This window comes from Amycolatopsis sp. GM8, assembly GCF_021653975.1.
Taxonomy (GTDB): Bacteria; Actinomycetota; Actinomycetes; order Mycobacteriales; family Pseudonocardiaceae; genus Amycolatopsis_E.
Genome location: NZ_JAJKFK010000001.1, coordinates 459,203 through 482,578, shown reverse-complemented (window position 1 = coordinate 482,578; position 23,376 = coordinate 459,203). Strand labels below are relative to the sequence as shown.

At 70.6% G+C, this 23,376-nt stretch carries 25 protein-coding genes; 14 read left to right on the top strand and 11 right to left on the bottom strand.

Annotation, left to right across the window (positions count from 1 at the left end; all coding sequences use genetic code 11):
- The first annotated feature begins 10 nt into the window (after nt 1-10).
- The 7 genes from LOZ83_RS02310 (at nt 11) to LOZ83_RS02280 (ending at nt 5,571) form a co-directional block, all read left to right on the top strand.
- On the top strand, nt 11-565 hold the full coding sequence (locus tag LOZ83_RS02310; RefSeq protein ID WP_236788299.1) for a sigma-70 family RNA polymerase sigma factor: 555 nt from the start codon (nt 11-13) through the stop codon (nt 563-565).
- A complete protein-coding gene (locus LOZ83_RS02305; protein WP_236788297.1) occupies nt 562-1,227 on the top strand; it encodes a zf-HC2 domain-containing protein in 666 nt (221 codons plus the stop codon). The genes LOZ83_RS02310 and LOZ83_RS02305 overlap by 4 nt, the downstream gene beginning before the upstream one ends.
- Before the next feature lie 45 nt (nt 1,228-1,272).
- Nucleotides 1,273-1,950 (top strand): response regulator transcription factor, encoded by a 678-nt coding sequence (locus LOZ83_RS02300; protein ID WP_236788295.1) that lies wholly within the window; start codon nt 1,273-1,275, stop codon nt 1,948-1,950.
- Nucleotides 1,947-3,086 carry a cell wall metabolism sensor histidine kinase WalK gene (locus LOZ83_RS02295; RefSeq protein ID WP_236788293.1) on the top strand — a complete coding sequence of 380 codons (1,140 nt, stop codon included), beginning with the start codon at nt 1,947-1,949 and terminating at the stop codon, nt 3,084-3,086. The genes LOZ83_RS02300 and LOZ83_RS02295 overlap by 4 nt, the downstream gene beginning before the upstream one ends.
- Nucleotides 3,087-3,177: 91 nt before the next feature.
- A complete protein-coding gene (locus LOZ83_RS02290) occupies nt 3,178-4,833 on the top strand; it encodes a heme peroxidase family protein (protein WP_236788291.1) in 1,656 nt (551 codons plus the stop codon).
- Nucleotides 4,834-4,897: 64 nt separating this feature from the next.
- Nucleotides 4,898-5,182, top strand: a complete 285-nt coding sequence (locus LOZ83_RS02285; protein ID WP_236788290.1) for a type II toxin-antitoxin system Phd/YefM family antitoxin — start codon at nt 4,898-4,900, stop codon at nt 5,180-5,182.
- Nucleotides 5,179-5,571: a PIN domain-containing protein gene (locus tag LOZ83_RS02280; RefSeq protein ID WP_236788288.1), complete on the top strand. Its 393-nt coding sequence runs from the start codon at nt 5,179-5,181 to the stop codon at nt 5,569-5,571. Before LOZ83_RS02285 ends, LOZ83_RS02280 begins: the two co-directional genes overlap by 4 nt.
- 49 nt (nt 5,572-5,620) lie before the next feature.
- Here the strand turns inward: LOZ83_RS02280 and LOZ83_RS02275 are convergent, their stop codons facing one another.
- The 4 genes from LOZ83_RS02275 to LOZ83_RS02260 form a co-directional block, all read right to left on the bottom strand.
- Nucleotides 5,621-7,729: a 3-hydroxyacyl-CoA dehydrogenase NAD-binding domain-containing protein gene (locus LOZ83_RS02275; protein ID WP_236788286.1), complete on the bottom strand. Its 2,109-nt coding sequence runs from the start codon at nt 7,727-7,729 to the stop codon at nt 5,621-5,623.
- Nucleotides 7,726-8,919 carry a thiolase family protein gene (locus tag LOZ83_RS02270; RefSeq protein WP_236789407.1) on the bottom strand — a complete coding sequence of 398 codons (1,194 nt, stop codon included), beginning with the start codon at nt 8,917-8,919 and terminating at the stop codon, nt 7,726-7,728. Before LOZ83_RS02270 ends, LOZ83_RS02275 begins: the two co-directional genes overlap by 4 nt.
- A 132-nt stretch (nt 8,920-9,051) precedes the next feature.
- Nucleotides 9,052-9,960, bottom strand: a complete 909-nt coding sequence (gene sigJ, locus LOZ83_RS02265; protein WP_236788285.1) for an RNA polymerase sigma factor SigJ — start codon at nt 9,958-9,960, stop codon at nt 9,052-9,054.
- The gene (locus tag LOZ83_RS02260; protein ID WP_236788283.1) at nt 9,957-10,493 is read right to left on the bottom strand and encodes a cupin domain-containing protein; all 537 of its coding nucleotides are present in this window, start codon (nt 10,491-10,493) and stop codon (nt 9,957-9,959) included. Before LOZ83_RS02260 ends, sigJ begins: the two co-directional genes overlap by 4 nt.
- Before the next feature lie 142 nt (nt 10,494-10,635).
- On the opposite strand from LOZ83_RS02260, the gene LOZ83_RS02255 reads away from it, so the two are divergent.
- Nucleotides 10,636-11,748, top strand: a complete 1,113-nt coding sequence (locus LOZ83_RS02255; RefSeq protein WP_236788281.1) for an NAD(P)/FAD-dependent oxidoreductase — start codon at nt 10,636-10,638, stop codon at nt 11,746-11,748.
- Between the two features lie 439 nt (nt 11,749-12,187).
- Here LOZ83_RS02255 and LOZ83_RS02250 read toward each other — a convergent pair whose 3' ends face one another.
- The 3 genes from LOZ83_RS02250 to LOZ83_RS02240 form a co-directional block, all read right to left on the bottom strand.
- A complete protein-coding gene (locus LOZ83_RS02250; RefSeq protein WP_236788279.1) occupies nt 12,188-13,426 on the bottom strand; it encodes a ribonuclease D in 1,239 nt (412 codons plus the stop codon).
- Nucleotides 13,427-13,494: 68 nt separating this feature from the next.
- A complete protein-coding gene (locus LOZ83_RS02245) occupies nt 13,495-14,211 on the bottom strand; it encodes a response regulator transcription factor (protein ID WP_139096005.1) in 717 nt (238 codons plus the stop codon).
- A 422-nt stretch (nt 14,212-14,633) separates the two neighbouring features.
- On the bottom strand, nt 14,634-15,197 hold the full coding sequence (locus LOZ83_RS02240) for a DUF3000 domain-containing protein (RefSeq protein ID WP_236788277.1): 564 nt from the start codon (nt 15,195-15,197) through the stop codon (nt 14,634-14,636).
- Nucleotides 15,198-15,284: 87 nt separating this feature from the next.
- Here LOZ83_RS02240 and hemE point away from each other — a divergent pair, with 87 nt between their 5' ends.
- The 5 genes from hemE to LOZ83_RS02215 are packed head-to-tail and all read left to right on the top strand — an operon-like array spanning nt 15,285 to nt 19,138.
- Complete coding sequence (hemE, locus tag LOZ83_RS02235; RefSeq protein ID WP_236788275.1) at nt 15,285-16,364, top strand: uroporphyrinogen decarboxylase; 1,080 nt, start codon at nt 15,285-15,287, stop codon at nt 16,362-16,364.
- A complete protein-coding gene (gene hemG / locus LOZ83_RS02230; protein WP_255822916.1) occupies nt 16,364-17,725 on the top strand; it encodes a protoporphyrinogen oxidase in 1,362 nt (453 codons plus the stop codon). Before hemE ends, hemG begins: the two co-directional genes overlap by 1 nt.
- 16 nt (nt 17,726-17,741) lie before the next feature.
- Complete coding sequence (hemQ, locus tag LOZ83_RS02225) at nt 17,742-18,434, top strand: hydrogen peroxide-dependent heme synthase (RefSeq protein ID WP_236788271.1); 693 nt, start codon at nt 17,742-17,744, stop codon at nt 18,432-18,434.
- Between the two features lie 57 nt (nt 18,435-18,491).
- Nucleotides 18,492-18,731 carry a hypothetical protein gene (locus LOZ83_RS02220; protein ID WP_236788269.1) on the top strand — a complete coding sequence of 80 codons (240 nt, stop codon included), beginning with the start codon at nt 18,492-18,494 and terminating at the stop codon, nt 18,729-18,731.
- On the top strand, nt 18,731-19,138 hold the full coding sequence (locus tag LOZ83_RS02215) for a type II toxin-antitoxin system VapC family toxin (protein ID WP_236788268.1): 408 nt from the start codon (nt 18,731-18,733) through the stop codon (nt 19,136-19,138). Before LOZ83_RS02220 ends, LOZ83_RS02215 begins: the two co-directional genes overlap by 1 nt.
- 1 nt (nt 19,139) lies before the next feature.
- Here the strand turns inward: LOZ83_RS02215 and msrB are convergent, their stop codons facing one another.
- The 4 genes from msrB to LOZ83_RS02195 are packed head-to-tail and all read right to left on the bottom strand — an operon-like array spanning nt 19,140 to nt 22,152.
- On the bottom strand, nt 19,140-19,562 hold the full coding sequence (gene msrB / locus LOZ83_RS02210) for a peptide-methionine (R)-S-oxide reductase MsrB (protein WP_236788266.1): 423 nt from the start codon (nt 19,560-19,562) through the stop codon (nt 19,140-19,142).
- Between the two features lie 10 nt (nt 19,563-19,572).
- Nucleotides 19,573-19,875: a hypothetical protein gene (locus LOZ83_RS02205; protein WP_236788264.1), complete on the bottom strand. Its 303-nt coding sequence runs from the start codon at nt 19,873-19,875 to the stop codon at nt 19,573-19,575.
- Complete coding sequence (locus LOZ83_RS02200; RefSeq protein ID WP_255823182.1) at nt 19,875-21,404, bottom strand: serine/threonine-protein kinase; 1,530 nt, start codon at nt 21,402-21,404, stop codon at nt 19,875-19,877. Before LOZ83_RS02200 ends, LOZ83_RS02205 begins: the two co-directional genes overlap by 1 nt.
- Before the next feature lie 19 nt (nt 21,405-21,423).
- Nucleotides 21,424-22,152, bottom strand: coding sequence for a TVP38/TMEM64 family protein (locus LOZ83_RS02195; RefSeq protein ID WP_236788260.1), 729 nt, complete (start codon nt 22,150-22,152; stop codon nt 21,424-21,426).
- Between the two features lie 177 nt (nt 22,153-22,329).
- Here LOZ83_RS02195 and ligD point away from each other — a divergent pair, with 177 nt between their 5' ends.
- Nucleotides 22,330-23,349 carry a non-homologous end-joining DNA ligase gene (ligD, locus tag LOZ83_RS02190; protein ID WP_236788258.1) on the top strand — a complete coding sequence of 340 codons (1,020 nt, stop codon included), beginning with the start codon at nt 22,330-22,332 and terminating at the stop codon, nt 23,347-23,349.
- Nucleotides 23,350-23,376 lie beyond the last annotated feature (27 nt).

Genomic DNA, 23,376 nt, shown 5'->3' with positions numbered 1-23,376 from the left:
GAGTGACCGGATGCCGGCTGTCCTGGCCCGCAAACGAGTGGCGGTTGCCGATGAGGCACTGATCCGATCACTCTACGAAGAGCACGGGCGAGCGCTGCTCGCCTATGCGACCCGGTTGACGAACGACCGGGCCGCCGCCGAGGACGTCGTCCAGGAGACCCTGGTGCGTGCCTGGCGGCATCCCGACTCGCTCCTCAACGGCAAGGGCTCGGTGCGCGGCTGGCTGCTGACGGTGACCCGCAACATCGTCACCGACCGCTACCGCGCCCGGGCCGCCCGGCCGGCCGAGGTGGCCGAAACCCCGGTCACCACGGCCGTGCAAGACGATCATGCCGATTTGGTGGTGAACTCGATGGTGGTGCTCGACGCGATGGAACGGTTGTCCCCCGAACACCGGGACGTGCTGACCGAGATCTACTTCCGTGGCCGCAGTGTCGCGGAGGCGGCCGAGCACCTCGGCGTGCCGCCGGGCACGGTCAAGTCCCGGTCGTACTACGCGCTCAGGGCCATGCGGCAGACCTTCGGCGGGAGCCGGCGGTTCGCGATCCCGGAGGTGGCGGGGTGATCGGACACGAGTCGGAATCGCTCGGCGCGTTTGTGCTCGGAGCCCTGGACCTGCGGGAGATGCGTGCGATGGAGCGGCACCTGGCGACCTGCGGGCGCTGCCAGGCGGAACTGGCGGAGCTGCGTCCGGCGCGGGTCGCGCTGGACGCGCTGCCGCCCGAGTTCCTCCTGGACGGCCCGCCCGACGACGGCGACCTGCTGCTGCGGCGCACGCTGCGGCAGGTCCGGCGGGAGAGCGGGAACCAGGCCCGGCGTGGCCGGACGATGGCCGCGACCGCGGCTGTCGTGGTCGCCATCGCGCTCGCCGGCGGTGGCGTCGTGCTCGGCCGGACGGTCGCGTCGCCCGGGGTGACCCAGGTGGCCGGTGCCAGGACGGCGTCGGCCACCGATGCCTCGACGGGCGCGAAGATGAAGGTCTCGGTGCAGCCGGCCGCCGGCTGGGTGCGGGTCACCGCGTCCGTGAGCGGGATCCCGATGGGCGAGAAGTGCCGCCTGTACGTCGTGTCACGCGACGGCTCGCGGCAGGAGGCAGGCAGCTGGCTCGTGCCGGGCGACGCGAACGGGACCTCGCTCGACGGCACGGCCCTCGTCGCACCGCCGGACGTCAGCGGCATCGAAGTGGAGAACTTCGACGGCAAGAAGTATGTGTCGGTGGCACTTTGAGCCGAACACAGACACTTCTCAGGAATCTGTGGCACCGTGGTTGACGTGCGGATTCTGGTAGTCGAGGACGAAGAGCCGCTCGCGGACGCGATCGCCCGCGGGCTGCGTCGCGAAGGCATGGCGGTGGACATCGCCCTCAACGGCGACGACGGGCACGAGAAGGCGAGCATCACGCGCTACGACGTGATACTGCTCGACCGCGACCTGCCCGGGATGTCCGGCGACGAGCTGTGCAAGGAGATCGTCGCGTCCGGCGAGCTGACCAGGGTCCTGATGCTGACCGCCAGCGGCACGGTGTCCGACCGCGTCGAGGGCCTGTCCCTCGGCGCGGACGACTACCTGGCCAAGCCGTTCGCCTTCCCCGAGCTGGTCGCCCGGGTGCGGGCGCTCGGCCGCCGCGCCACCCCGGCCGCGCCGCCGCTGCTGACCGCCGGTGACGTCGAGCTCGACCCCGCCCGCCGCACGGTCCGCCGCGCCGAAGGGCCGGTCGAGCTGACCCGCAAGGAGTTCGGCGTGCTCGAGGTGCTGATGGCCGCGAAGGGCGCCGTGGTCAGCAGCGAGGAGCTGCTGGAACGAGTGTGGGACGAGAACGCCGACCCGTTCACCACGACCGTGCGCGTGACAGTGATGACCCTGCGCAAGAAGCTCGGCGAACCTGGCATCATCGAGACCGTGGTGGGATCGGGATACCGGGTGCCGGACGCCGGTGCCATGAAGGGGTGAGCCCGCGCGCCGGCCTGCGGCCGGTGAACAGCCTGCGGGCGCGGATCACGCTGCTCGCGACAGGACTGGCGGCAGGCGTGAGCCTCGTGCTGCTCTGGCTCGCGTGGACGCTCGTCGGCGACGCGGTCGCCGCCGTGCCCCAGTTGCCGCCCGGCACGAGTGTGCGGGTGGACGGGATCGACGTGGACGCGTCCGCGCTCGCCGCGCACATGCGTGAGCACGCGCGGGACAAGGTGCTGCTGTTCGGCTCGATCGCGTTCTTCTGTGTGGTCGCCGCGACGGCGATCCTGGCCTGGACGTTCACCTCGCGCGTGCTGCGGCCGCTGCGGGAGATCACCGGCACCGCGCGGCGGCTGTCGGTGGAGTCGCTCGGCGAGCGCATCGGCGAAGTCGACTCGAAGGGTGAGCTGACGGAGCTGGCGCACACCTTCGACGCGATGCTCGACCGGTTGCAGGCCGCTTTCGAAGCGCAGCGGCATTTCGTCGCCAACGCGAGTCATGAGCTGCGCACCCCGTTGTCGGTCATCAGAACCGAGCTGGACGTGACACTGACCGATCCCGACGCCGACGCGACCGAGCTGCGCCGGATGGCGAACGTCGTGCGGGACGCGACCGAGCGGGCCGGGCAGCTGGTGAACTCGTTGCTGCTGCTGGCCCGCACCGACGGGTCCGGGCTGGTGATGACCGAGCCGACGGATCTGGTGACGCTGGTGTCGAGCGCGTGGCGCGCCGTGCGCGGCGAGGCCGACCAGCGCGGCATCCAGGCGCGGTTCCACACCGAGCACGCGCCCGTGTGCGGGGATCCCGCGCTGCTGGAACGGATCGCGGGCAACCTGCTGGAGAACGCGGTGCGGCACAACGTGGAGCGCGGCTGGATCGAGGTGACCACCGAGCCGGGCGAGCGCTGGTCCATGTTGCGGGTGCGCTCGTCCGGCGGGCTGGTGGACCCGGCGACGGTGGCCGAGTTGTTCGAACCATTCCGCCGCGCCGGGGTCGCCCGCACCGCGCGGTCCGGCGCGGGTCTCGGATTGTCGATCGTGCGCGCGGCGGTCGAGGCGCACGACGGTGTCGTGTCGGCCGAACCCGTTGTCGGCGGCGGCTTGTCGGTCACGGTGCGGCTGCCGGTAGGGACTTAAGTCACTTCTTCGACGTAATCGCTCTTTTGGTGGTATGGCCCGGTTTTCACCCGGTGCCACTGTCATCCGCGTCCGAGGAGGAGGATGCGCGATGGAACGTCACAACCGTGAACGTTATTACGTGATCAATGAAGGCGATCTCGCTTTCGACGGGGAGGGAAACCCGGAGGCGAGCTGGCCTTCACCGAATGCGGAACCGCGGCGGTTCCGTTTTTCCCGTTTGGGCAACAAGGGGCCCCAGGCGGACAACGCGTTGTTGCAGGAACTCGCGAAGGCCATGACGGCGCCGACCCAGAACGAGCAGGATTCCGAGGTTCCGGCCGGTTTCACCTATCTCGGCCAGTTCGTCGATCACGACCTGACGCTGGACCGCACGGCGACGGCGCTGGGGGACGACGTCACCGTGGACGAGCTGGTGCAGGGCCGCTCGCCCGCGCTCGACCTGGACTCGCTGTACGGCCGGGGACCGTTGCGGGACAAGCACTTCTACGCGGCGGACGGGATCAGGTTGCGGGTCGGCACGACCGCAGCGGTCGACGGTGACGCCGGGACCAACATCAACCGCACCGGTTTCGACGTGCCGCGGGTCGGCACGGGCGCGACGAAGGCGGACGAGCGCACCGCGCAGATCCCGGACACCCGTAACGACGAGAACCTCGCGGTGGCGCAGACGCATATCGGGTTCATCAATTTCCACAACCGGGTCGTGGACAAGCTCGCCGCGCAGCCGGTGCCGAGCGCGTTGCTGTTCGAGCGGGCGCGCGAAGAGGTCGTGAAGCATTACCAGTGGATGGTGCGCCAGGATTTCCTGCCGCGGATCGTGCATCGCGAGATCGTCGACGACGTGTTCGCGCACGGGCGCGCGATTTTCGATGTCGGGGTGTCGGGTCCGGCGACGATGCCGATCGAATTCTCCGTCGCGTCGTACCGGCTGGGCCACAGCATGGCGCGGGAAGCCTATTCATGGAACCGGATCTTCCAGCCGGGTGGCCTGACCCCGGCGACTTTGTTGCTGTTGTTCAGGTTCAGCGGCACGGCCGGGAACCTCGCACCGGCCGGTGACCTCGACGACCCGAACTCCGGCGCGCTGCGGCTGCCGACCAACTGGATCGTGGACTGGCGGCGGCTGCACGATTTCAGTCCGACCGGTCGCCCGGAGTTGCAGGGGCCGGTGCTCAATCTGGCGCGTCGGATCGACACGATCCTGGCGGACCCGCTGGCGGCGTTGCCCGCGGGCACCTTCGGCGGCCGGGAACTGGGCCTGCCCGCCGACGACATCCAGCGGAACCTGGCCTACCGCAACCTGGTCCGGGCGAACATGGTCGAACTGGCCACCGGGCAGCAGATGTTCGCGCTGATCGACGAGAAGCTGAGCGCCGCGGGGAAGGCGCGTCCGACAGCGCTGACCCCGGACCAGATCGTGAACGGCAACGGGACCGGCGCGGACCTGTCGAAGCTGACCCCGGAGATGCGGGCGCAGCTGACCGAGAACACGCCGCTGTGGTTCTACGTGCTGCGGGAGTCCGAAGTCGGCGATGGTCATCTCAATGGTGTCGGCGGCCGCATCGTGGCCGAGGTGTTCCACCGGTGCATGGAAGCGAGCGGCTACTCGATCCTACGCGAGCCGGAATGGCGCCCGTGGGCACCGACCGGCGCCCCGAGCGAGACCTTCACAATGGCCGACCTGCTGCTCGTCGCCGCCGACGGCAAGGTCGAGAACCTCAACCCCTTGGGGGACAAGGCATAGCCGCGGTATGCCGCGCTGTAGCACACCCGTAGCTCAGTGGCCGCGGGTGTGCTACGGTGCCTGCATGACGCAGACGATCGGACAGCGCGAGCTCCGCAACGACAACGCGGAGATCATGCGGCGCGTCGAGCAGGGCGAGAGCTTCGTCGTGACCCGCAACGGCAAACCCATCGCCGACCTGATCCCGCACCAGGCGGACGGTGGCCGCCCGCCGACGGCGGGCGAGTTCATCGAGTTCCTCAAGAAACGACCGCCGATCGATGTCGAGCTGTGGCGACGTGAGCGTGCCGCGGATGACGAGATATTCGGCGCTGATCATCCGGACGATCCTTGGGAGCGTCGACGGTGAGTCGAGTCGTCTTCGACACGTCGGCGATCATCGATCCCGAGGGGATCGACCTCGGCGATCTCGCGGGCGCGACGCCGGTGGTCAGTGCGGTGACGGTCGCCGAGTTGGCCTACGGGCTGGATACGCCGGACGCACTGCAGCGGCTGGCGCGGACCGAACGCCTGGATGACGTGCTGGCGCGGGCCGACGTCCTGCCCTTCGACGTCGCGGCCGCGAAGCTGTACGGCGTTATGGCCGCACTCGTCCGCCAGTCGGGCCGGGATCCGCGGCCCCGCCGGCTGGATCTGCAGATCGCGGCCACCGCGGCCGCCCACTCGCTCCCCATCGTCACCCGCAATGGCAAGGATTTCGCCGGTCTCGAGCGAGCCGTCCACGTCATCGAGGTGTGAAAAGGGCCCCGCACGGTGAAAGCTGTGCGGGGCCCTTTCCGTCGCGAACCTACGCCGGGACCGAAGCCACGCCCGGGGCGAGGAACGGCTTCCCGTTGACCTTCGTCGACACGCCGGTCCGGTCCAGGTACGGCGTGATGCCGCCCAGCCAGAACGGCCAGCCCGCGCCCAGGATCAGGCACAGGTCGATGTCCTGCGCCTCGGCGACCACGCCCTCGTCGAGCATGATCCGGATCTCCTCGGCGATCACCGCCAGCGCGCGCTCCCGGACCTCCTCCTCGGTGGACACCTTGTCGCCCTGCTGCCACAGCGCGGCGACCTCCGGGTCGACGGTCTGCCGCCCCGCCGAGTCCCATTGCCACACCGCGGTCTTGCCCGAGTCCACGAACCGCTTCAGGTTCTCGCTCGCCGCGAACCGGTCGGGGAACGCCGCGTGCAGCGTCTCGCCGACGTGCAGCGCGATCGCCGGGCCCACCAGCTGTGTCAGCACCAGCGGCGACATCGGCAGCCCCAGCGGGTCGAGCGCGCGGTCGGCGACCTCGAACGGGGTGCCCTCGTCGATCGAGGTCAGCACCTCGCCCAGGAACCGCAGCAGCAGCCGGTTCACCACGAACGCCGGCGCGTCCTTGACCAGCACGCTGGACTTCTTCAGTTGCTTGCCCACCGCGAACGCCGTCGCGAGCGACGCGTCGTCGGTCCGCTCGCCGCGCACGATCTCCAGCAGCGGCAGCACGGCCACCGGGTTGAAGAAGTGGAACCCGACCACCCGCTCCGGGTGCTCCAGCTTCGCCGCCATCTCCGAGACCGACAGCGAGGACGTGTTGGTCGCGAGGATCGCCTCCGGCGAGACGTACTGCTCCAACTCCCCGAACACCTGCTGCTTGACGCCCATCTCCTCGAACACGGCCTCGATCACGAAGTCCGCGTCCGCGAACGCCGCCTTGTCCAGCGAGCCCGACACGAGTGCCTTCAGCCGGTTCGCGACGTCCGGCGAGATACGCTTCTTGGCAAGGAGTTTGCCGATCTCACCGTGCACATAGGACACACCCTTGTCGATGCGCGCCTGGTCGACATCGGTGAGCACGACCGGGACCTTGAGCCGCCGCACGAAGAGCAGCGCCAGCTGCGAGGCCATCAGCCCCGCACCGACGATGCCGACCTTGTTCACCTTGCGCGCCAGCGACTTGTCCGGCGCGCCCGCCGGCCGCTTCGCCCGCTTGTTGACGAGGTTGAACGAGTACAGCCCAGCGCGCAGCGTGTCGGACATCAGCAGCTCGGTCAGCGCCTCGGTCTCCGCCGCGTAGCCCGCGTCGAGATCGTTGGCGCGAGCCAGTTCCAGCAGCTCCACGGCCTTGGTCGCGCCCGGCGACGCGCCGTGCGTCTTGCCGTCCACAATGGACCGACCGCGGCCGACCGCGGCATCCCAGCCGGCGCCGCGGTCGATCTCGCGGCGGGCAGGGGTCAGCTCACCGCGCACGACCTTCGCCAGCCACAGCAGCGACTGCTCCAGGTAGTCCGCCGAGCCCAGCACCTCGTCCACGATGCCCAGCTCCGCCGCCTTCGCGACGCTCAGCATCTTGTTCTGGTTCAACGCGTTCTCGATGATCACCGTGACCGCCGCGTCCGGCCCGATCAGGTTCGGCAGCAGCTGCGTGCCACCCCAGCCCGGGAACAGGCCGAGGAACACCTCGGGGAACGCGATCGCGGCGGTGTTCTCCGACAGCGTCCGGTAGTGGCAGGACAGCGCGAGTTCGAGCCCGCCGCCCATCACCGCGCCGTTGACGAAGGCGAACGTCGGGATCTTCGACTCGGTCAGCCGGCGGAACACGGCGTGCCCGGTCGCGGCGATCTCGTGCGCCAGCGCCGGATCCGACAGCGCCTCGACGCCGGACAGATCCGCGCCGACGGCGAAGACGAACGGCTTGCCGGTGACCGCGATCGCGGCCGGCTCCGCGGCGAACGCCACGTCCAGCGCCTCGTTCAGGCTCGCCAGCCCCTGCGGCCCGAACGTCGAGGGCCGGGTGTGGTCGTGCCCGTTGTCGAGGGTGATCAGCGCGACCGGCTTGTCCAGACCGGGCACGGGCACCAGGCGCGTGACGGCCTTCGTGACCACCTCGTCGGGGAACGCCGCTTTCGCCTGCTCAGCGGTGAAGGTCACTTGCCGCTCCCGTCGTAGTTCGGGTTCTCCCAGAGCACGGAACCGCCCATGCCGATTCCGATGCACATCGTGGTGAGGCCGTAGCGGACCTCGGGATGCTCGGCGAACTGGCGCGAGAGCTGGGTCATCAGCCGCACGCCGGAGGACGCCAGCGGGTGCCCGCAGGCGATCGCGCCGCCCCACGGGTTGACGCGCTCACTCTCCGCGTCGATGCCGAAGTGATCGAGGAAGGCCAGGACCTGCACGGCGAACGCCTCGTTGATCTCGAACAGCCCGATGTCCTCAATGGACAGTCCGGTGCGGGCGAGCAGCTTCTCGGTGGCCGGCACCGGTCCGATGCCCATCACCTCCGGCTCGACACCGGCGAACGAGTAGCCGACCAGCCGCATGCCAACCGGCAGGCCCAGCTCGCGCGCGGTGTCCTCGTCGGCGAGGATGGCGCCGGTCGCGCCGTCGTTGAGGCCCGCGGCGTTGCCGGCGGTGACCCGGCCGTGCGGGCGGAACGGGGTCTTGAGCGTCGCGAGCTGCTCGACCGTGGTGCCCGGGCGCGGCGGCTCGTCCTCGGTCGCCAGGCCCCAGCCCAGCGCCGGGTTGCGGATCGCGACCGGCACCAGCTCGGGGCCGATCTTCCCGGCCTTCACCGCGTCCGCGTAGCGCTCCTGGCTCTGCGCGGCGTAGGCGTCGGTGCGCTGCTTGGTGATCTCCGGGAAACGGTCGTGCACGTTCTCCGCGGTCTGGCCCATCACAAGCGCGGTCGGGTCGACCAGCTTGTCCGCGACGATGCGCGGGTTCGGGTCCACGCCCTCGCCCATCGGGTGCCGGCCCATGTGCTCGACACCGCCCGCGATCGCGATGTCGTACGCGCCGAAGCCGATCCCGCCGGCGACGGAGGTCACCGCGGTCATCGCGCCCGCGCACATCCGGTCGATCGCGAAACCGGGCACGGACTTGGGCAGCCCGGCCAGCAGCGCGGCGGTGCGGCCGATGGTCAGGCCCTGGTCACCGATCTGGGTGGTGGCGGCGATCGCGACGTCGTCCACCCGCTCGGGGGGCAGCTCGGGATGCCGGCGCAGCAGCTCGCGGATGACCTTGACCACGAGGTCGTCGGCGCGGGTGTCGGCGTAGATGCCCTTCTCGCCCGCCTTGCCGAACGGGGTGCGCAGCCCGTCGACGAACGCGACGGTGCGCACCGCGCGGGGCTGGGATGCCGCCAGGGGTGTTGCGGCCACGGTTGCTCCTCAGGGACAGAAGTAGAGGCTGTACACCCGCACCATAGCCCTTGTTACCCGCCGGTAACCAGTGTGGTGGCCCGGTCGGGTGGGTCACGCCACCTTTCCGGGCTCGAGCTGGACCTCGATGTACGAGAGCTTGTCCGGGTTGACGACAACGAAGACGTCGAAGACGAGGTCATGCCGCGGCGCGGGCACGAGTACGCCGGTGAGCTCGCCGTGCTCCCGCACCAGGATTCCGGGCTCGCCGTTGACCTCCGCCGGGGCCAGGGCGGCCGCCTTCGCCCGCCGGGTCGAGGCGAGGCCCGCGAAGAAGTGCGCGACCCTGTCCTTGCCAGAGATCGGCTTCCGCGCCGCGGTGACCCTCCCGCCGCCGTCGGCCCAGGTGATCACGTCCTCGGTCAGGATCCGCTCCAGTCCGGGCAGATCGCCGTGCACGGTGGCGGCCATGAACCGCTCGACGAGTTTCGTGCGCTGCTCGGGTGACGCGGCGAACCGGCGGCGTGGCTCGCCGATCCGGGCGCGCGCCCGATGGTAGAGCTGGCGGGCGTTCGGCTCGTCGGTGTCCAGGATGGCGGCGATCTCGCGGTGGCTGTAGTCGAACGCCGTGCGCAGCACGAAGGCCGCCCTTTCCGGCGGGGTGAGTTTTTCCAGCAGTACCAGGAAACCCAGCGAGACCGTGTCCCGGCCGGCGATGATCTCCAGCGGGTCCGCGCCGCCGCTGGTGAGCACGGGCTCGGGCAGCCACGTGCCGACATACCGCTCGCGCCGGGCGCGCGCCGAGGTGAGCCGGGTCAGGCACAGGTTCGTGACGACCCGGGTCAGCCACGCGGCCGGGTTGTCCGGCGCGGCCGCGGACCGCCAGCGCAGGTACGCCTCCTGGAGGATGTCCTCCGCCTCGGATGCCCCGCCGAGCAGGCGGTAGGCCAGTCCGAACAGCCATGCCCGTTGCGCCTGGAACTCGGCTAGCGCGTCTTCTTCCACGACCTCGATTGTGCTCATGGGCGGGTCTCGGCGGGCGAGAATGGGACATACTGGGTCCGTTCTCCTTCCCGTGTCACCAGTTCGTGTTGCCAGGCCGCGTTGTCCACGAACGTGTTGTCGAACCGCTCGGCGGTCGCCAGGATTTCCCGCGGTTCGGCCTCGCCGCGCCGGATGCGGTCGCCGAGGCGGAAGTAGTCGAACCGGTTGGTGCCGGGCGCCTTGACGATCAGCACGTCCGCGCCGGTCTCGCGCGGTGCGGCCCAGGCGTGCGGCATCAGCGGCGGGATGAGCAGGTAGTCGCCCTTCTCGACGGTCACTACCTCGTCGCCGGTGAGCACTCGTAGTGCGCCGTCGAGCAGGTAGAACATCTCGGGCGAGTTCTTGTGATAGTGCGGCGGTGGGCCGTCCACACCGGCCCCCAGGGTGGTCCGGACCACGTTCATCACGTTGCCGGTGTGCTCGGCGTCGGCGATGAGCCATGTCCGGTTCGGGCCCGCGCCCAGCAGCTCGGCCTCGGCCCCGCGGGTCAGTACCGCTCTGGTCTCTTCCATCTCCCTCTCCTTTCCGGTGGTGTCAGCTCGACTGGATGGCTGCCCTCGATGTGACAGCGCTGGACTGTGATGACGGTCACGTCACGTTCGGGAGGTGCTACGCGGTCAAGTCGCCGGAACCCGCTGAGGGAGAGGAAGCGCCATGGCTCCGCACATCGTCGTCCTGGGCGCGGGCTACTCCGGCCTGATCGCCGCGAAGCTCGCCGCGCGCCGCACCGGTGCGCCGGTCACGCTGGTCAACGCCCGGGACCGGTTCGTCGAACGGGTGCGGATGCATCAGGTCGCGTCCGGACAGGAGGTGAACGAAACGCCGATCCGGGACCTGGTGTCCGGCACCGGGATCCAGCTGATCGTGGACCGCGCCGTCCGGATCGACCCGTCGACCCGGGAAATCACGCTGGCGGGCCGGCCCGAGCCGCTGCGCTACGACGTGCTGATCTACGCGCTCGGCAGCCAGGCCGATCTCGGTTCGGTGCCGGGGGCGGCCGAACACGCCCACACCGTCGCCGACGTCCAGCACGCGCGGCTGCTGCGCGACCGCCTGCGGAACGGCGGTTCCGTCGCGGTGGTCGGCGGCGGGCTGACCGGTATCGAAGCCGCGACGGAACTGGCCGAGTCCTACCCGGACACGCCGGTCGAGCTGGTGACGAGCGGGGTGCTGGGGGCGGCCCTTTCCAGACGGGGGCAGCGTCATCTCGGCCGGGTGCTCGAACGGCTGGGCGTCGAACGGCACGAGCGTGCCCGCGTGGTCGAGGTGGCCGCGGACGGCCTGTGCCTGGCGAACGGCGAGCGGATAGCGGCCGGCACCGTGGTCTGGACCACGGGTTTTCAGGTGCCCGCACTGGCCGCGGACGCGGGCATCGCCGTCGACGAGAGGGGGCGGATGATCGTGGACGCGACGCTGCGCTCGGTCTCGCACCCGGAGGTCTATGGAATCGGCGATGCGGCCGCGATGCGGCGGGCCACCGGCCAGGAGCTGAGGATGGCGTGCGCGACCGGGCTACCAGCGGCAGAACACGCGACGATGGCGATCGCCCGGCGCCTGGCCGGCCGGGAGCCGGGCCCGCTGCGTTTCCGGTACTACAACCAGTGCATCAGCCTGGGCCGGCGGGACGGCCTGATCCAGTTCGTACGCGCCGACGACACCCCGGTGGACGCCATCCTGACCGGCCGACCCGCCGCCCGCTACAAGGAAACGATCGTCCGGGCCGCGATGATGGCGCAACGCCACCCAGGGCTGACCACCTTGGCGTGAGCCTGGTGACCTCCGGTGGTGGCGATCTGCGAGCGGCTGTCACCCGGGCTTGGGGCTGCGCGGTGGCGATCTGCGGGCGGTCGCACGATCCCGATTCGGTGGGGCTGCGATGGCGAAGGCCTCCGGTGGTGGCGACCTGCGGCTGGTCACCGGCCGGGCCTCGGGGCGAGCCAGGGCGGTCGTCTGGGCTTCGGCGAAGTGACGATGGTCATCGCCGCGGGGCGGCGGGTGGCCGCCGCCGGTGGACAGCCGCGCCACCACGGTTAGCAGCGGGCGCCGCTGGGAGTGGCTACTGCTGCGCTGTGCTTGCGACGGCTCGGCGAGCGTTGCCTGGCGGCCGTCCGCACCGTCAGAGTGGAGTGGCTTGGTGTGCGCCGTTGACTGGCGGCCAACCGCGCCGTCCGCCGGAGCGGCCTGGCAGGCACCGCCCGGCTGCGGGTTACTTCCGGGCCGTCGCCTGTAGGGCTTCCGCCAAGTCAGCGGCGGTCAGCTGGATCTGCCACGGCCGCGCCCCGCCTGCCCGCAGCACCTCCGCGACGCCCCTGGCCGAAGTGTCGGCCGGCGGGCGCCAGCAGGTGCGGCGCAGCAGGTCCGGCAACAGCAGGTTCTCCACCGGCAGCTGGTGGTGCTCGGCGATCCGGTTCAGCGCCGTGCGCGCCGCGGTGAGACGGGCCGCGGCGTCCGGATCCTTGTCGGCCCAGCGGTTCGCCGCGGGGGGACCGTCGTTGGGCTGCGAGGGGTTCGGCAGCTCCTCACGCGGTAGCGTCTTCGCCGCCTCCAAATGCCGGAACCAGCTCGCGGTGTACCGGCGCTGCACGCGGCCGCCGAACACCGGCAGCGCCTGCAGCTCCGCGACGTTCTTCGGGTCGGACAGCACCGCGTTGATGATCGCGGTGTCCGGCAGCACCCGGCTGGGCGCGCGGTCGCGCTTGCGGGCCAGCTCGTCACGCGCCTCCCACAGCGCCCGCACGGCGGCGAGCCCGCGCGCGGTGCGCACCTTGTGGATTCCGGAAACGCGGCGCCAAGGTTCTGCCCGCGGCGCCGGCAGCGGGGCCGTCCGGACGGCTTCGAACTCCTGCCGCGCCCATTCGAGTTTGCCCTGCGCGGCCAGTTCGGCTTCGAGCTTCTCGCGCAGCGGCACGAGCAGCTCGACGTCCAGCGCCGCGTAGTTCAGCCAGTCGACGGGCAGCGGCCGCTTCGACCAGTCGGCGGCGCTGTGCCCCTTCTCGAGGTGATAACCGAGCAACCGCTCGACGAGCGTGCCCAGCGCGACCCGGTCGTAGCCCGCCAGCCGGCCGGCCAGTTCCGTGTCGAACAGGCTCGCGGGGCTCAGCTCCAGCTCGGCCAGACAGGGCAGATCCTGCGAGGCGGCGTGCAGCACCCACTCTTCGCCGTTGACGACCTGCCGGAGAGGTTCGAGCTCGCCATCCAGTGCGATGGGATCGACGAGCAGCGTGCCGGCACCCTCGCGCCGCAGCTGGACCAGGTATGCCTTCGGCCAGTACCGGTAGCCGGACGCGCGTTCAGTGTCGACCGCGATGGCCCCAGTTCCCTCGGCGAGCTTGTCGCATCCGAGGGCGAGTTCCGCGGGGTCGGAGATCACGGGTGGAGTTCCGTCAGCCGGCTCCGTCAACAGGATCGGTTCAGGAGTCTCCGGGTCGTGATCTGCGGTTTCCACGGTTTTCAACCCTACGGGACGGGCGGACCGCGCCTGGTGCGCCCGTCCCGCAGAGCCTTTCGCGTCGGTCAGCGGATGACGCCCGCGCGCATCGCCAGCGCCACCATCTGCGCCCGGTCACCGGTGCCGAGCTTGCGCCCGATCCGCGACAGGTGCGACTTGACGGTGAGCGCGGAGAGGCTGAGCTCCTCGCCGATCTCCTTGTTGGACTGACCGTCCGCCACGAGCTGGAGAACCTCCACCTCGCGCGCGGACAGCTCCCGCGGCGTGTTGTCCGTGCCGGGGACCCGGGTTCCGGTGGCGAGCACCGGGGCCACGCTCGGATCCGCGTACACGCCGCCTTCGAGAACCCGCCGGACGCCGTCCGTCACCACCATCGGTGAGGCCGACTTCAGCAGATACGCCTGCGCACCCGCCTGGAAGGCGGAGCGAACGGCGTACGGGTCGTCCGAGGACGCCAAGACCACGATGCGGGGCCAGCCGTGGTTGCGAAGCTCGGTGACGAGCTCGATGCCCGACCCGTCGGGCAACCCGAGATCGAGGATCGCCAGGTCACAGGGACCTGTCGCGGTGGCCCGCGCCCTCGCCTCGGCTACCGTGGCAGCCTCGTGTACGGTGCCCGCTCCCATTTGAGCGAGTCGTGCGGCAATAGCCTCCCTCAGTAACGGGTGGTCATCGACCACCAGTACGGAAAACAGCTCTTCCCGCGGGTGCGGAACCATGCTCGCCGGCAAAGCACCGGCTGGCGTGGATCTGACGGCCTGAGATAAGCCGACGGCAGCCACGTCACTACCTCCCTGGAGTCGGTCGTGCCCCCCGACCGGCACCGGGACTTTCGGCCAATTAGCCGCGCCAGCTAGACCGAAAGTGGTGTCGTCGAAGAGGCACTCTAGCCGCCTCCGGCCGTCCGCGGGGGGATCGAACGGGTATCTATCCCGATCGAGTAGTTACTAACTGGTGTCTTTGTAACACGAACGGGTTAATATCCCGCCTACGGCTAACGGTTCGCGGAGCGAACACGATAGGGCACAGATGGTAGGACGAGCGGTGCTCGTGCATACGGCTCGTGCATCTGCCCGAGCCACAATCTAGCCGCCGGCATCCCGTAAAGGGAGCCCATTCATCAGTTCGCAGTAACAGGCCCGCTCACGGTCCGAGTACAGAGCCCGGTGCGAACTCTGCCTGAAAGGGTGACGGAACGATCTGGCTACGATCCCTGGCGGTGGCCGAAGAGGGTGACCCCGACCGGGGGAAGGCCGGCGACGCTCGACATGAGCTGCAGGAACGCCTCGCCGTGTGGTCCGAGGTGCGAGTCGAGCGGGGTCCAGGAGGCCCGCAGCTCGAGATCGTCGCTCCGGGCGGGCCCGGAGATCTCGCCGAACCGTGCCGAGGAGGTCTCGGTCACGGTACCGCCGAGCGCCGTGAACGCCGCGCCGGAGTGTTCGAGCGCGTCGGTCAGCCAGGACCAGCCGACCGTGGGCAGGAACGGATCGGTCGCGAGCTCGCGGTCCAGCTCGGCTCGCACGTAGACGACCAGTCGCAGGGTGCCCTGCCAGTTCTCCTGGCCATCCGGGTCGTGCAGCAGCACCAGCCGGCCGGTCGCCAGCACGTCCGCGGGCCCGGTCGTCTCGCAGCTGAGCGCGTGCGCCCACGGAGCCAGCCGCTGCGGCGCCCGGACGGGCTCCACGGTCATCTCCGGGCGAGCCTGGAGGGCCTGCAACGCCGCGACGGCTTCACGGAACAGTTCGGGCGCTTGCGTCATCGCGGTCACCCGGCCGACTTTAAGCCGCAACGCTGGGCTGCAGGCGTAGACGCGCCGAGAGAGGCCGCCGCGGGCGCGCGTGGGAACATGTAATCGATGTCTACTTATGCCCCGTCACGCCGGCGGCCGGCCCAGCGCGATCTGCCCGGCGCACCCCTGCTGGTCGCCGCTCGCGGCGGGCGGCCCTCGCGGGTCCCGGTGTGGTTCATGCGGCAGGCCGGCCGGTCGCTGCCCGAGTACCGCGCGCTGCGCGAGGGCGTGCCGATGCTCAAGGCCTGCTTCGATCCCGAGATGCTGGCGGAGATCACGCTGCAGCCGGTCCGCCGGCACGGGGTGGACGCGGCGATCCTGTTCAGCGACATCGTGGTCCCGCTGTACGCCGCCGGGATCGACATCGACATCGTGCCCGGCACCGGGCCCGTGGTCGCGAACCCGATTCGCACCGCGGAGGCGGTCGCCGCGCTGCCCGCGCTCGAGCCCGGTCAGGTCGCCGCGGTGGCCGAGGGCGTCGGGCTGCTGGTCGAACGGCTCGGCGAGACGCCGCTCATCGGGTTCGCCGGTGCGCCGTTCACGCTCGCGTCGTACCTCATCGAAGGCGGGCCGAGCCGCAACTACGAGCACACCAAGGCCCTGATGCGCGCCGAGCCCGAGCTGTGGCACCTGCTCGCCGGGCGGCTGGCGGACATCGCGCTGACGTTCCTGCGCGCCCAGCTGGACGCGGGCGCGGACGCGGTGCAGCTGTTCGACTCGTGGGCGGGCGCGCTGTCGCTGCGCGAGTACCGCGAGTTCGTGCTGCCGCATTCGGCGAAGGTGCTCGGCGGCCTCGCGGACTACGACGTGCCGCGGATCCATTTCGGGGTCGGGACCGGCGAGCTGCTCACGGCGATGCGTGAGGCCGGCGCGGACGTCGTCGGCGTCGACTGGCGGATCCCGCTCGACGAGGCGGTGCGGCGGCTGACCGCGGACGGCGGGCCGGCGCCCGGCGTGCAGGGCAACCTCGACCCGGCGCTGCTGGGCGCGTCCTGGCCGGTGATCGAGGCGGAGGTCCGCCGGATCGTCGCCGAGGGCCGCGCCGCCGCGGGGCACATCTTCAACCTGGGGCACGGCGTGCTGCCGGGCACCGATCCCGGGGTGCTGACCAGGGTCGTCGAGCTGGTGCACGAGCTGGAGCCGTGATGCGGGTCGCTGTCGTCGGTGGTGGGATCTCCGGGCTGACCGCGGCGTACCGGTTGCGGGCCGGGCTCGGCGACGGCGCGACGATCACCGTGTTCGAGTCGGCGGAGCGCCTCGGCGGCAAGCTGTGCACGGTCGAGCTGGCGGGGCAGGCCTACGACGTGGGCGCGGAGGCGTTCCTGGCGCGCAGGCCTGAGGGACGCGCGCTGATCGAGGAGACCGGGCTCGCGGACAGGCTCACCCACCCGACGAAGGCGCGCTCGACGATCCGTGCGGGTGGGCAGCAGGTGGGCATGCCCGGCGGGACCGTGATGGGCGTGCCGGGCTCGGTCGAGGCCGTCGCCGACGTGCTGTCCGAGGACGGGCGTCGCCAGGTCGCCGCGGAGCCGGACCTGCCGCCTGTGCGGCTGGACGGCGATGTGGCGCTCGGCGAGCTGCTACGCGGACGGTTCGGCGACGAGCTGGTGGACCGGCTGGTCGACCCGCTGCTCGGCGGCGTGTACGCGGGCGGCGCCGACGGGCTGGGCCTCCGGGCGACCGTGCCCGCGCTCGCGTCCGCGATCGACGAGGGTGCCCGGTCGCTGACCGAGGCCGCCCATGGGCTCATCCCGACCGCGACCAGCGGCGCGCCGGTGTTCGGCACGCTGGTCGGCGGACTGGGCGTGCTCGTCGACCGGCTGGTGGAGCTGGCGAAGCCCGACCTGCGGCTCAACACGCTCGTGCGCGGCCTGACGCGGCTGCCCACCGGATTCCGGCTGGATCTCGTCGGCGAAACCGTGGACGTGGACGCGGTGCTGCTCGCCGTCCCGGCTCCCGCCGCCCGGCGGCTGCTCGTGGACGTGGTGCCATCGGCGTCCGCGGCACTGAGCGAGGTCGAGGTCGCGTCGATGGCCGTGGTCGCGCTCGCGCTGCCCGGCGACGCCGCGGTGCCCGACGCGTCCGGGGTGCTCATCGGCGCCCGCGAGGGGTTCAACGCGAAGGCGTTCACGTTCTCCAGCCGCAAATGGGCGCACCTCGACGACGGCCCGCTGCTGGTGCGCGGCTCGGTCGGCCGCTTCGGGGAACCGGGCGCGCTCAAGGCGGACGACGACGAGCTGGTCCGGCTGGTGCGCGCGGACCTCGCCGAGCTGACCGGCGTGACCACCGAACCGATCGATACCTACGTGATGCGCTGGGGCGGCGGGCTGCCGCAGTACGGCGTCGGGCATCTCGACGTCGTCGCGCGCGTCGAACAGGCGGTGGCCGAGGTGCCGGGGCTCGCGATCGCCGGGGCGGCGCTGCACGGCGTCGGTATCCCCGCCTGCATCGGCACGGCCGGCGCGGCCGCGAGCCGCATCACCTCGGGGCTCGGCGCGGATCGGTGAGTGCCATGATGAATTCATGGCGCGCCTGAACTACACCGAGCTCAACGACACCATCCGCTACACCGCCTGGTCCGTGTTCCGGGTCGAGCCCGGCCGGCTCCCCGAGGACCGCGGGGAGGCCGCGCGCGAGACCACCGAGTACCTGGATGCCTTGGCGGGCAAGGGAACCGTTGTGCGCGGCGTGTACGACGTGTCCGCGCTGCGGGCGGATGCCGACTTCATGATCTGGTGGCACGCGCAGGAGGCCGAGCAGGTGCAGGCCGCCTACACCGGTTTCCGCCGGACGCCGCTGGGCCGCGCGTCGACGCCGGTGTGGAGCCAGTTCGCGCTGCACCGGCCCGCGGAGTTCAACAAGAGCCACGTGCCGGCGTTCCTGGCCGGTGAGGAGGCGCGCAAGTACGTGTGCGTGTACCCGTTCGTGCGCTCCTACGAGTGGTATCTGCTGCCGGAGGAGGAGCGCCGCCGGATGCTCGCCGAACACGGCAAGATGGCGCGCGACTACCCGGACGTGCGAGCCAACACCGTGGCCTCGTTCGCGCTCGGTGACTACGAGTGGATCCTCGCGTTCGAGGCGGACGAGCTGCACCGGATCGTCGACCTCATGCGGCACCTGCGCGGCAGCGACACGCGGCGGCACGTGCGCGAGGAGATCCCCTTCTACACCGGCACGAAGGTGCCGCCCGCCGAGCTGATCGCGGCCCTGCCGTAGCGCGCTGAGCCGCGTGCAGTAGCGCTGTTTTAGCGCTACCGCTGGTACGCTGGGGTTATGGCGACCATTCAGATCCGGAACGTTCCGGATGAAACCTATGAGGCCCTTCGCGAAGCCGCGAAAGCGGAAGGGAAGTCGCTGCAGGCCTACATGGAAGAGCAGATGGGCGTCTTGGCCCGGTTGGCCGAGAAGCGCCTGGTGTTCGATGCCTTGCAACGCGTTTGGGAGCGCACTCCGAGGACCGGCCTGACCAAGGATGAGATCGTGGCCGAGATCCGTTCGGTCCGGGGTGAGTAGTGCGGTTCGCCGAGAGTTACGTCCTGGACGCGTCGGTTGCCGTGCTGGCGTTGACCGGGAACTCCGAGCCGGCCCGCGAGATGCTGGCACGGCTCGGACGGAGCCAGCTGCATGCCCCGCATCTGATCGATCCCGAAGTGGGCAACGTGCTCCGGCGGAAGGTCCTTGCCGGCAGGGTGCCCGAGGAAATGGCGGCGGCCGCACTGGGGGTCATGCCCAGCCTGGTGGACGAGCGTTACCCGCATTCCGGCTGGTTGTCGCAGGCGGCCTGGGAGCTGCGAGACAACGTCAGCTTCTACGACGCCCTTTATGTGGCGCTGGCGGCCCGGCTGGAGCTTCCACTGCTCACGGCAGATGTGCGGCTCACCAAAGCGCCGGATCTGCCGTGTGCGGTGGAAGTCGTGTGAATCACTCCGTCGGCTTCAGGCGCAGTGAGATCGAGTTGATGCAGTAGCGCTGGTCGGTCGGGGTGGGGAAGCCCTCGCCCTCGAAGACGTGGCCCAGATGGCTGTGGCAGGTTGCGCACAGGACTTCCTTGCGCACCATGCCCCCCGAGCGGTCTTCGCGGATCACGACGGCGTCGGAGTCCGCCGGGTCGAAGAACGACGGCCAGCCGCAGTGGCTCTCGAACTTGGTGTCGCTGCGGAAAAGCTCAGCACCGCACGCGCGGCACTCGTAGCTGCCTTCGGTCTTGGTGTCGGTGTACTCGCCGGTGAATGGGCGCTCGGTGGCGGCCTTGCGGAGCACCGCGAACTCCTGCGGGTTCAGCTCCTGGCGCCATTCCTGCTCCGACTTGACCACGCGAGGGGCGGATCCAGTGACAGGTTCCATGGTTCCCAGGTTACCCGGCGGTCAGCCACTCGAGCGCCCGCATGACGATGTCCCAGGCGGCCACGACCACCCCGAACACGAGCAGCACCACGACCGTCGCGGCGACCCACCAGCGCAGGCCACCGGCCCGGGCGGACGAGTCCGCGAAGTCCTCGACGCGGTGCAGCGATGCCTCGATGGTGAAGCCAGGTTCACACCGCCGCATCCGGTCCAGGTGCGCGGCGAACGCCTGGACCTCGGGGTCGTCGCGGTCCAGGCCGATCAGGTCCTCGTCGAACCGTTCGCTCTCGGCCATGCCCCCACGGTAGGCCATCAGCCGATCTGGGTGTTCGCGTCGATCCGCAGGCCCTCGGCGGTGTTCACCACCCGCCAGTGCACCCGGTTGCCGTTGATGGTCACGTACATGTCGACCGAGCCGTCGGCGTTCGGGCCGGCGTCGGCGAGGATCTGCCGGTACGAGTCGATCTTGTGCGCCACCCAGTACGCCTGGAAGTTCTCCAGCGAGCCGTAGACGGCCTGCGCGCCCGGCGTCAGCAGGGCCCATCCGCTGGGGGTGCCGGTGGCGTCGAGGAAGGTCTTCACCATGTTGCCGGCCTGGCCGTAGTTCGGTGTGCCACCGATGTTCTCGGCCTGGCCGACCGGCGCCGCGTTCGCCGGGCTGGAGGTACTCGTCTGTGGTGCGGACGTGCTGGTGTGGCTGCTCGCCGGCGGTTGCGCGTTGTTGCCGTTGCCCGAATCGCCCAGGTTGAGCACGACCAGCAGCACGACGCCGACCACGACGACCGCGGCGGCGACCGAGCCGATCAGCACGCCCTTACGTCTGGACGCCGCTGCGGATGGCGCGTTCGGGTCGGCGGGGCGGGACGGCGGGATGAACGCCGCGGTGGGGTTGCGCGGCGACTGCTGCTGCATCGGCGCGGCGGGGCGCGCCCACGGTGGGCGGTCCGCCCCCAGCTGGTCGCCCACCGGCGCAGCCGCGGGCTGCCGCCCCGAGTTGTACAGCGGCGGGGACACCTGGGTGCTCGCGCTGCTCTCGGGCTCGCCGGAGGCGAGTGCGGCCAGCCGTTCGCGGGCCTCGACCATGCTCGGCCGCTCTTCCGGTTCGACGCGGAGCAGGTTCATCAATAGCGCGGTGGCCTTGCCGGACTGGCGTGGTGGGATGACCTGTCCGTTCGCCGCCGTGTAGAGCAGTGCGAGCTGGTTGCTGCTGTTGCCGTAGGGCGGTTGGCCTTCCAGGGCGTGATACAGCGTGGCGCCGAGGGAGAACACGTCGGAGGCGGGCGACGGGTCCGAACCACGGGCCAGTTCCGGCGCGAGATACGCCGGGGTGCCGCCGATCAGGCCGGTCTGGGTGAGCGTCAGGTCACCGGCCGCGCGGGAGATGCCGAAGTCGGTGATCTTCGCGGTGCCGTGCTCGTCGATGAGGATGTTCGCGGGCTTGATGTCGCGGTGCACGATGCCGGCCCGGTGCGCGGCGACCAGCGCGGACGCGACCTGCTCGCCGATCTTCGCGACCTGGCCGAGGGGGAGCGTGCCCTGCTCGCCGATCACCGCCGACAGGCTCTTCGACGGCAGGTACTCCATGACCAGGCACGGGTCGCCGTCCTGCTCCGCGACGTCGAACACGACGATCGCGTTGGGATGCTGGAAACGCGCGGCGTTCTTCGCCTCGCGCATCGCCCGTTGCCGCATGCTGCTGCGCTCGGCCTCGGACATCCCTGGCTGGGCGAGGATCTGCTTCACCGCCACGGCGCGCTCGAGGCGCTCGTCGACCGCGCGCCACACGACCCCCATGGCACCGCTGCCGATGTGCTCAACGAGGCGATAGTGCCCTGCGATCAGTTGACCGGTGTCGATGGGACTACTCCTCGGAAAATGCCTGCATTTCGTGGTCTGATCGAGCGCGCTTACCCTCCTCGCGCACCGCGTCGAGTGTAGCGGTCTCCCTCGTGCGGGCTCCGTAAGACGCCCCGCGCACGACCTTGATCAATCCGAGGGCCCCGACCAGCGCGAACGCGAGGTAACACGCCAGCAGGGCGGGCGGGGTGCCGCCGGTGAGCGCGTCGCCGAGCACGACCACCGCGATCGTGCCGGGCAGGCTGCCGACCACCGTGCCGATCAGGTACGGAAGTGGCCGCACGGAAAGGATTCCGCAGCAGTAGCCGAACGGTGCGAACGGCACCACCGGGATCAGCCGCAGTGAGGTGATCGCGAGAATTCCGCCGTCGGCAAGGCGTTCGTCCACCGCGCGCACGGATTTCCGGTGCAGGTGCCGGGAAACCAGGTCGCGGCCGAGCAGCCGGGCCAGCCCGAAACCGAGCAGGCCGGAGATCGCGGTGGCGGTGATCGAGACCGCGATGCCCGCGACCGTGCCCAGCAAGAGGCCGGCGGCGAGGTTGAACACCGTGCGTGGAATCGGAATCACGGTGAGCAGTGAATACGCGGCCAGGAACAGGAAGGCCGTGGCCGGTCCCGCCCCCGCCGCCCAGTCGCGCAGCTGCGCCGGGTTGGGCAGCGGCAGCACGAACGCCGCCGCGACGAGCACCGCGAGCACGGCGACCGCGACGACCAGCTTGATCCGGCGGGACATGGGCCCCACGGTATATGGGGCGATGCGTGAGCCCGCGCCGCGCTCCGGTTGCCGGGTGTTGCGGGACCAGGAAATCCGCCGCCTGATCGGGACGCACGCCGAGTTCACGTGGCCCCTGCTGCTTGACGTGTTCGACTTCAACGGCCGGGCCCGGCGTAGTGCGGCTACGGTGATGCCGTGCCCAAGAACGGCGAACCGGTCGAATACCAGGTAGGGGAGCGGACGGTCCGGCTGTCCAGCCCGGACAAGGTCTACTTCCCCGAGCGCGGCATCACCAAGCGGCAGGTGGCCGAGTACTACCTCGCCGTGGCCGAGCCGTTGCTGGCGGCGATCGGCGAGCGGCCGACGACGTTGAAGCGGTACCCGGACGGCGTTACCGGCGAGTACTTCTACGCCAAGCGGGTGCCGAAGGGTGCGCCGCCGTATGTCGAATCGGTGCGGATCGCGTTCCCGTCGGGCCGGACCGCCGAGGAGGTCTGCCCGACCGAGCCCGCGGTGATCCTGTGGGCCGCCAACCTGGGCACGTTCGACTTCCACCCGTGGCCCGTGCGGCGGCCCGACGTCGACCATCCCGACGAGCTGCGCATCGACGTCGACCCGTCCGACGAAACGGGCTTCGACGACGCGGTGCGGGTGGCGCAGACCGTGCGCGAGGTGCTCGGCGACGCCGGCCTGGTCGGGTATCCCAAGACCTCCGGTGGCCGCGGGGTGCACGTGCGTGTCCGGATCCGGCCGGAGTGGGACTTCATCGCGGTGCGGCACGCGGTGATCGCGCTCGGTCGCGAAGTCGAGCGCCGGATCCCGAAGCTCGCGACCATCGCGTGGTGGAAGGAAGAACGCGGCGGGCGGGTGTTCATCGACTACAACCAGGCGGCCCGTGACCGCACGATCGCGTCCGCGTGGTCGGTACGCGGCACCGCGCGGGCGACGGTGTCCACGCCGGTCACCTGGGAGCAGCTGACCGAGGTGCACCCCGACGACTTCGACGTGCTCACCGTGCCCGGCTGGCATGCCGAACACGGTGACGCGCACGCCGGGCTGGACTCCGAGGCGTTCGGCCTGGAGACCGCCCTGGAGTGGTACGACCGAGACGAGCGCGACCGCGGGCTGGGCGAGATGCCCTATCCGCCGGACTACCCGAAGATGCCGGGCGAGCCGAAGCGGGTGCAGCCGAGCAAGGCGCGCCACGACACCTGAGGCGCCGCCCCGGCGCGTGGCGGGCGA

Excerpts from the sequence above, each read along its gene's own strand:
- LOZ83_RS02255 (WP_236788281.1), top strand. The coding sequence starts at position 10,636 with ATGGCTCCGCACATCGTCGTCCTGGGCGCGGGCTACTCCGGCCTGATC.
- LOZ83_RS02260 (WP_236788283.1), bottom strand. The coding sequence starts at position 10,493 with ATGGAAGAGACCAGAGCGGTACTGACCCGCGGGGCCGAGGCCGAGCTG.
- LOZ83_RS02220 (WP_236788269.1), top strand. The coding sequence starts at position 18,492 with ATGGCGACCATTCAGATCCGGAACGTTCCGGATGAAACCTATGAGGCC.
- LOZ83_RS02310 (WP_236788299.1), top strand. The coding sequence starts at position 11 with ATGCCGGCTGTCCTGGCCCGCAAACGAGTGGCGGTTGCCGATGAGGCA.
- LOZ83_RS02285 (WP_236788290.1), top strand. The coding sequence starts at position 4,898 with ATGACGCAGACGATCGGACAGCGCGAGCTCCGCAACGACAACGCGGAG.
- hemE (WP_236788275.1), top strand. The coding sequence starts at position 15,285 with ATGTCTACTTATGCCCCGTCACGCCGGCGGCCGGCCCAGCGCGATCTG.
- LOZ83_RS02290 (WP_236788291.1), top strand. The coding sequence starts at position 3,178 with ATGGAACGTCACAACCGTGAACGTTATTACGTGATCAATGAAGGCGAT.
- hemQ (WP_236788271.1), top strand. The coding sequence starts at position 17,742 with ATGGCGCGCCTGAACTACACCGAGCTCAACGACACCATCCGCTACACC.
- hemG (WP_255822916.1), top strand. The coding sequence starts at position 16,364 with ATGCGGGTCGCTGTCGTCGGTGGTGGGATCTCCGGGCTGACCGCGGCG.
- sigJ (WP_236788285.1), bottom strand. The coding sequence starts at position 9,960 with ATGAGCACAATCGAGGTCGTGGAAGAAGACGCGCTAGCCGAGTTCCAG.
- msrB (WP_236788266.1), bottom strand. The coding sequence starts at position 19,562 with ATGGAACCTGTCACTGGATCCGCCCCTCGCGTGGTCAAGTCGGAGCAG.
- LOZ83_RS02205 (WP_236788264.1), bottom strand. The coding sequence starts at position 19,875 with ATGGCCTACCGTGGGGGCATGGCCGAGAGCGAACGGTTCGACGAGGAC.
- LOZ83_RS02195 (WP_236788260.1), bottom strand. The coding sequence starts at position 22,152 with ATGTCCCGCCGGATCAAGCTGGTCGTCGCGGTCGCCGTGCTCGCGGTG.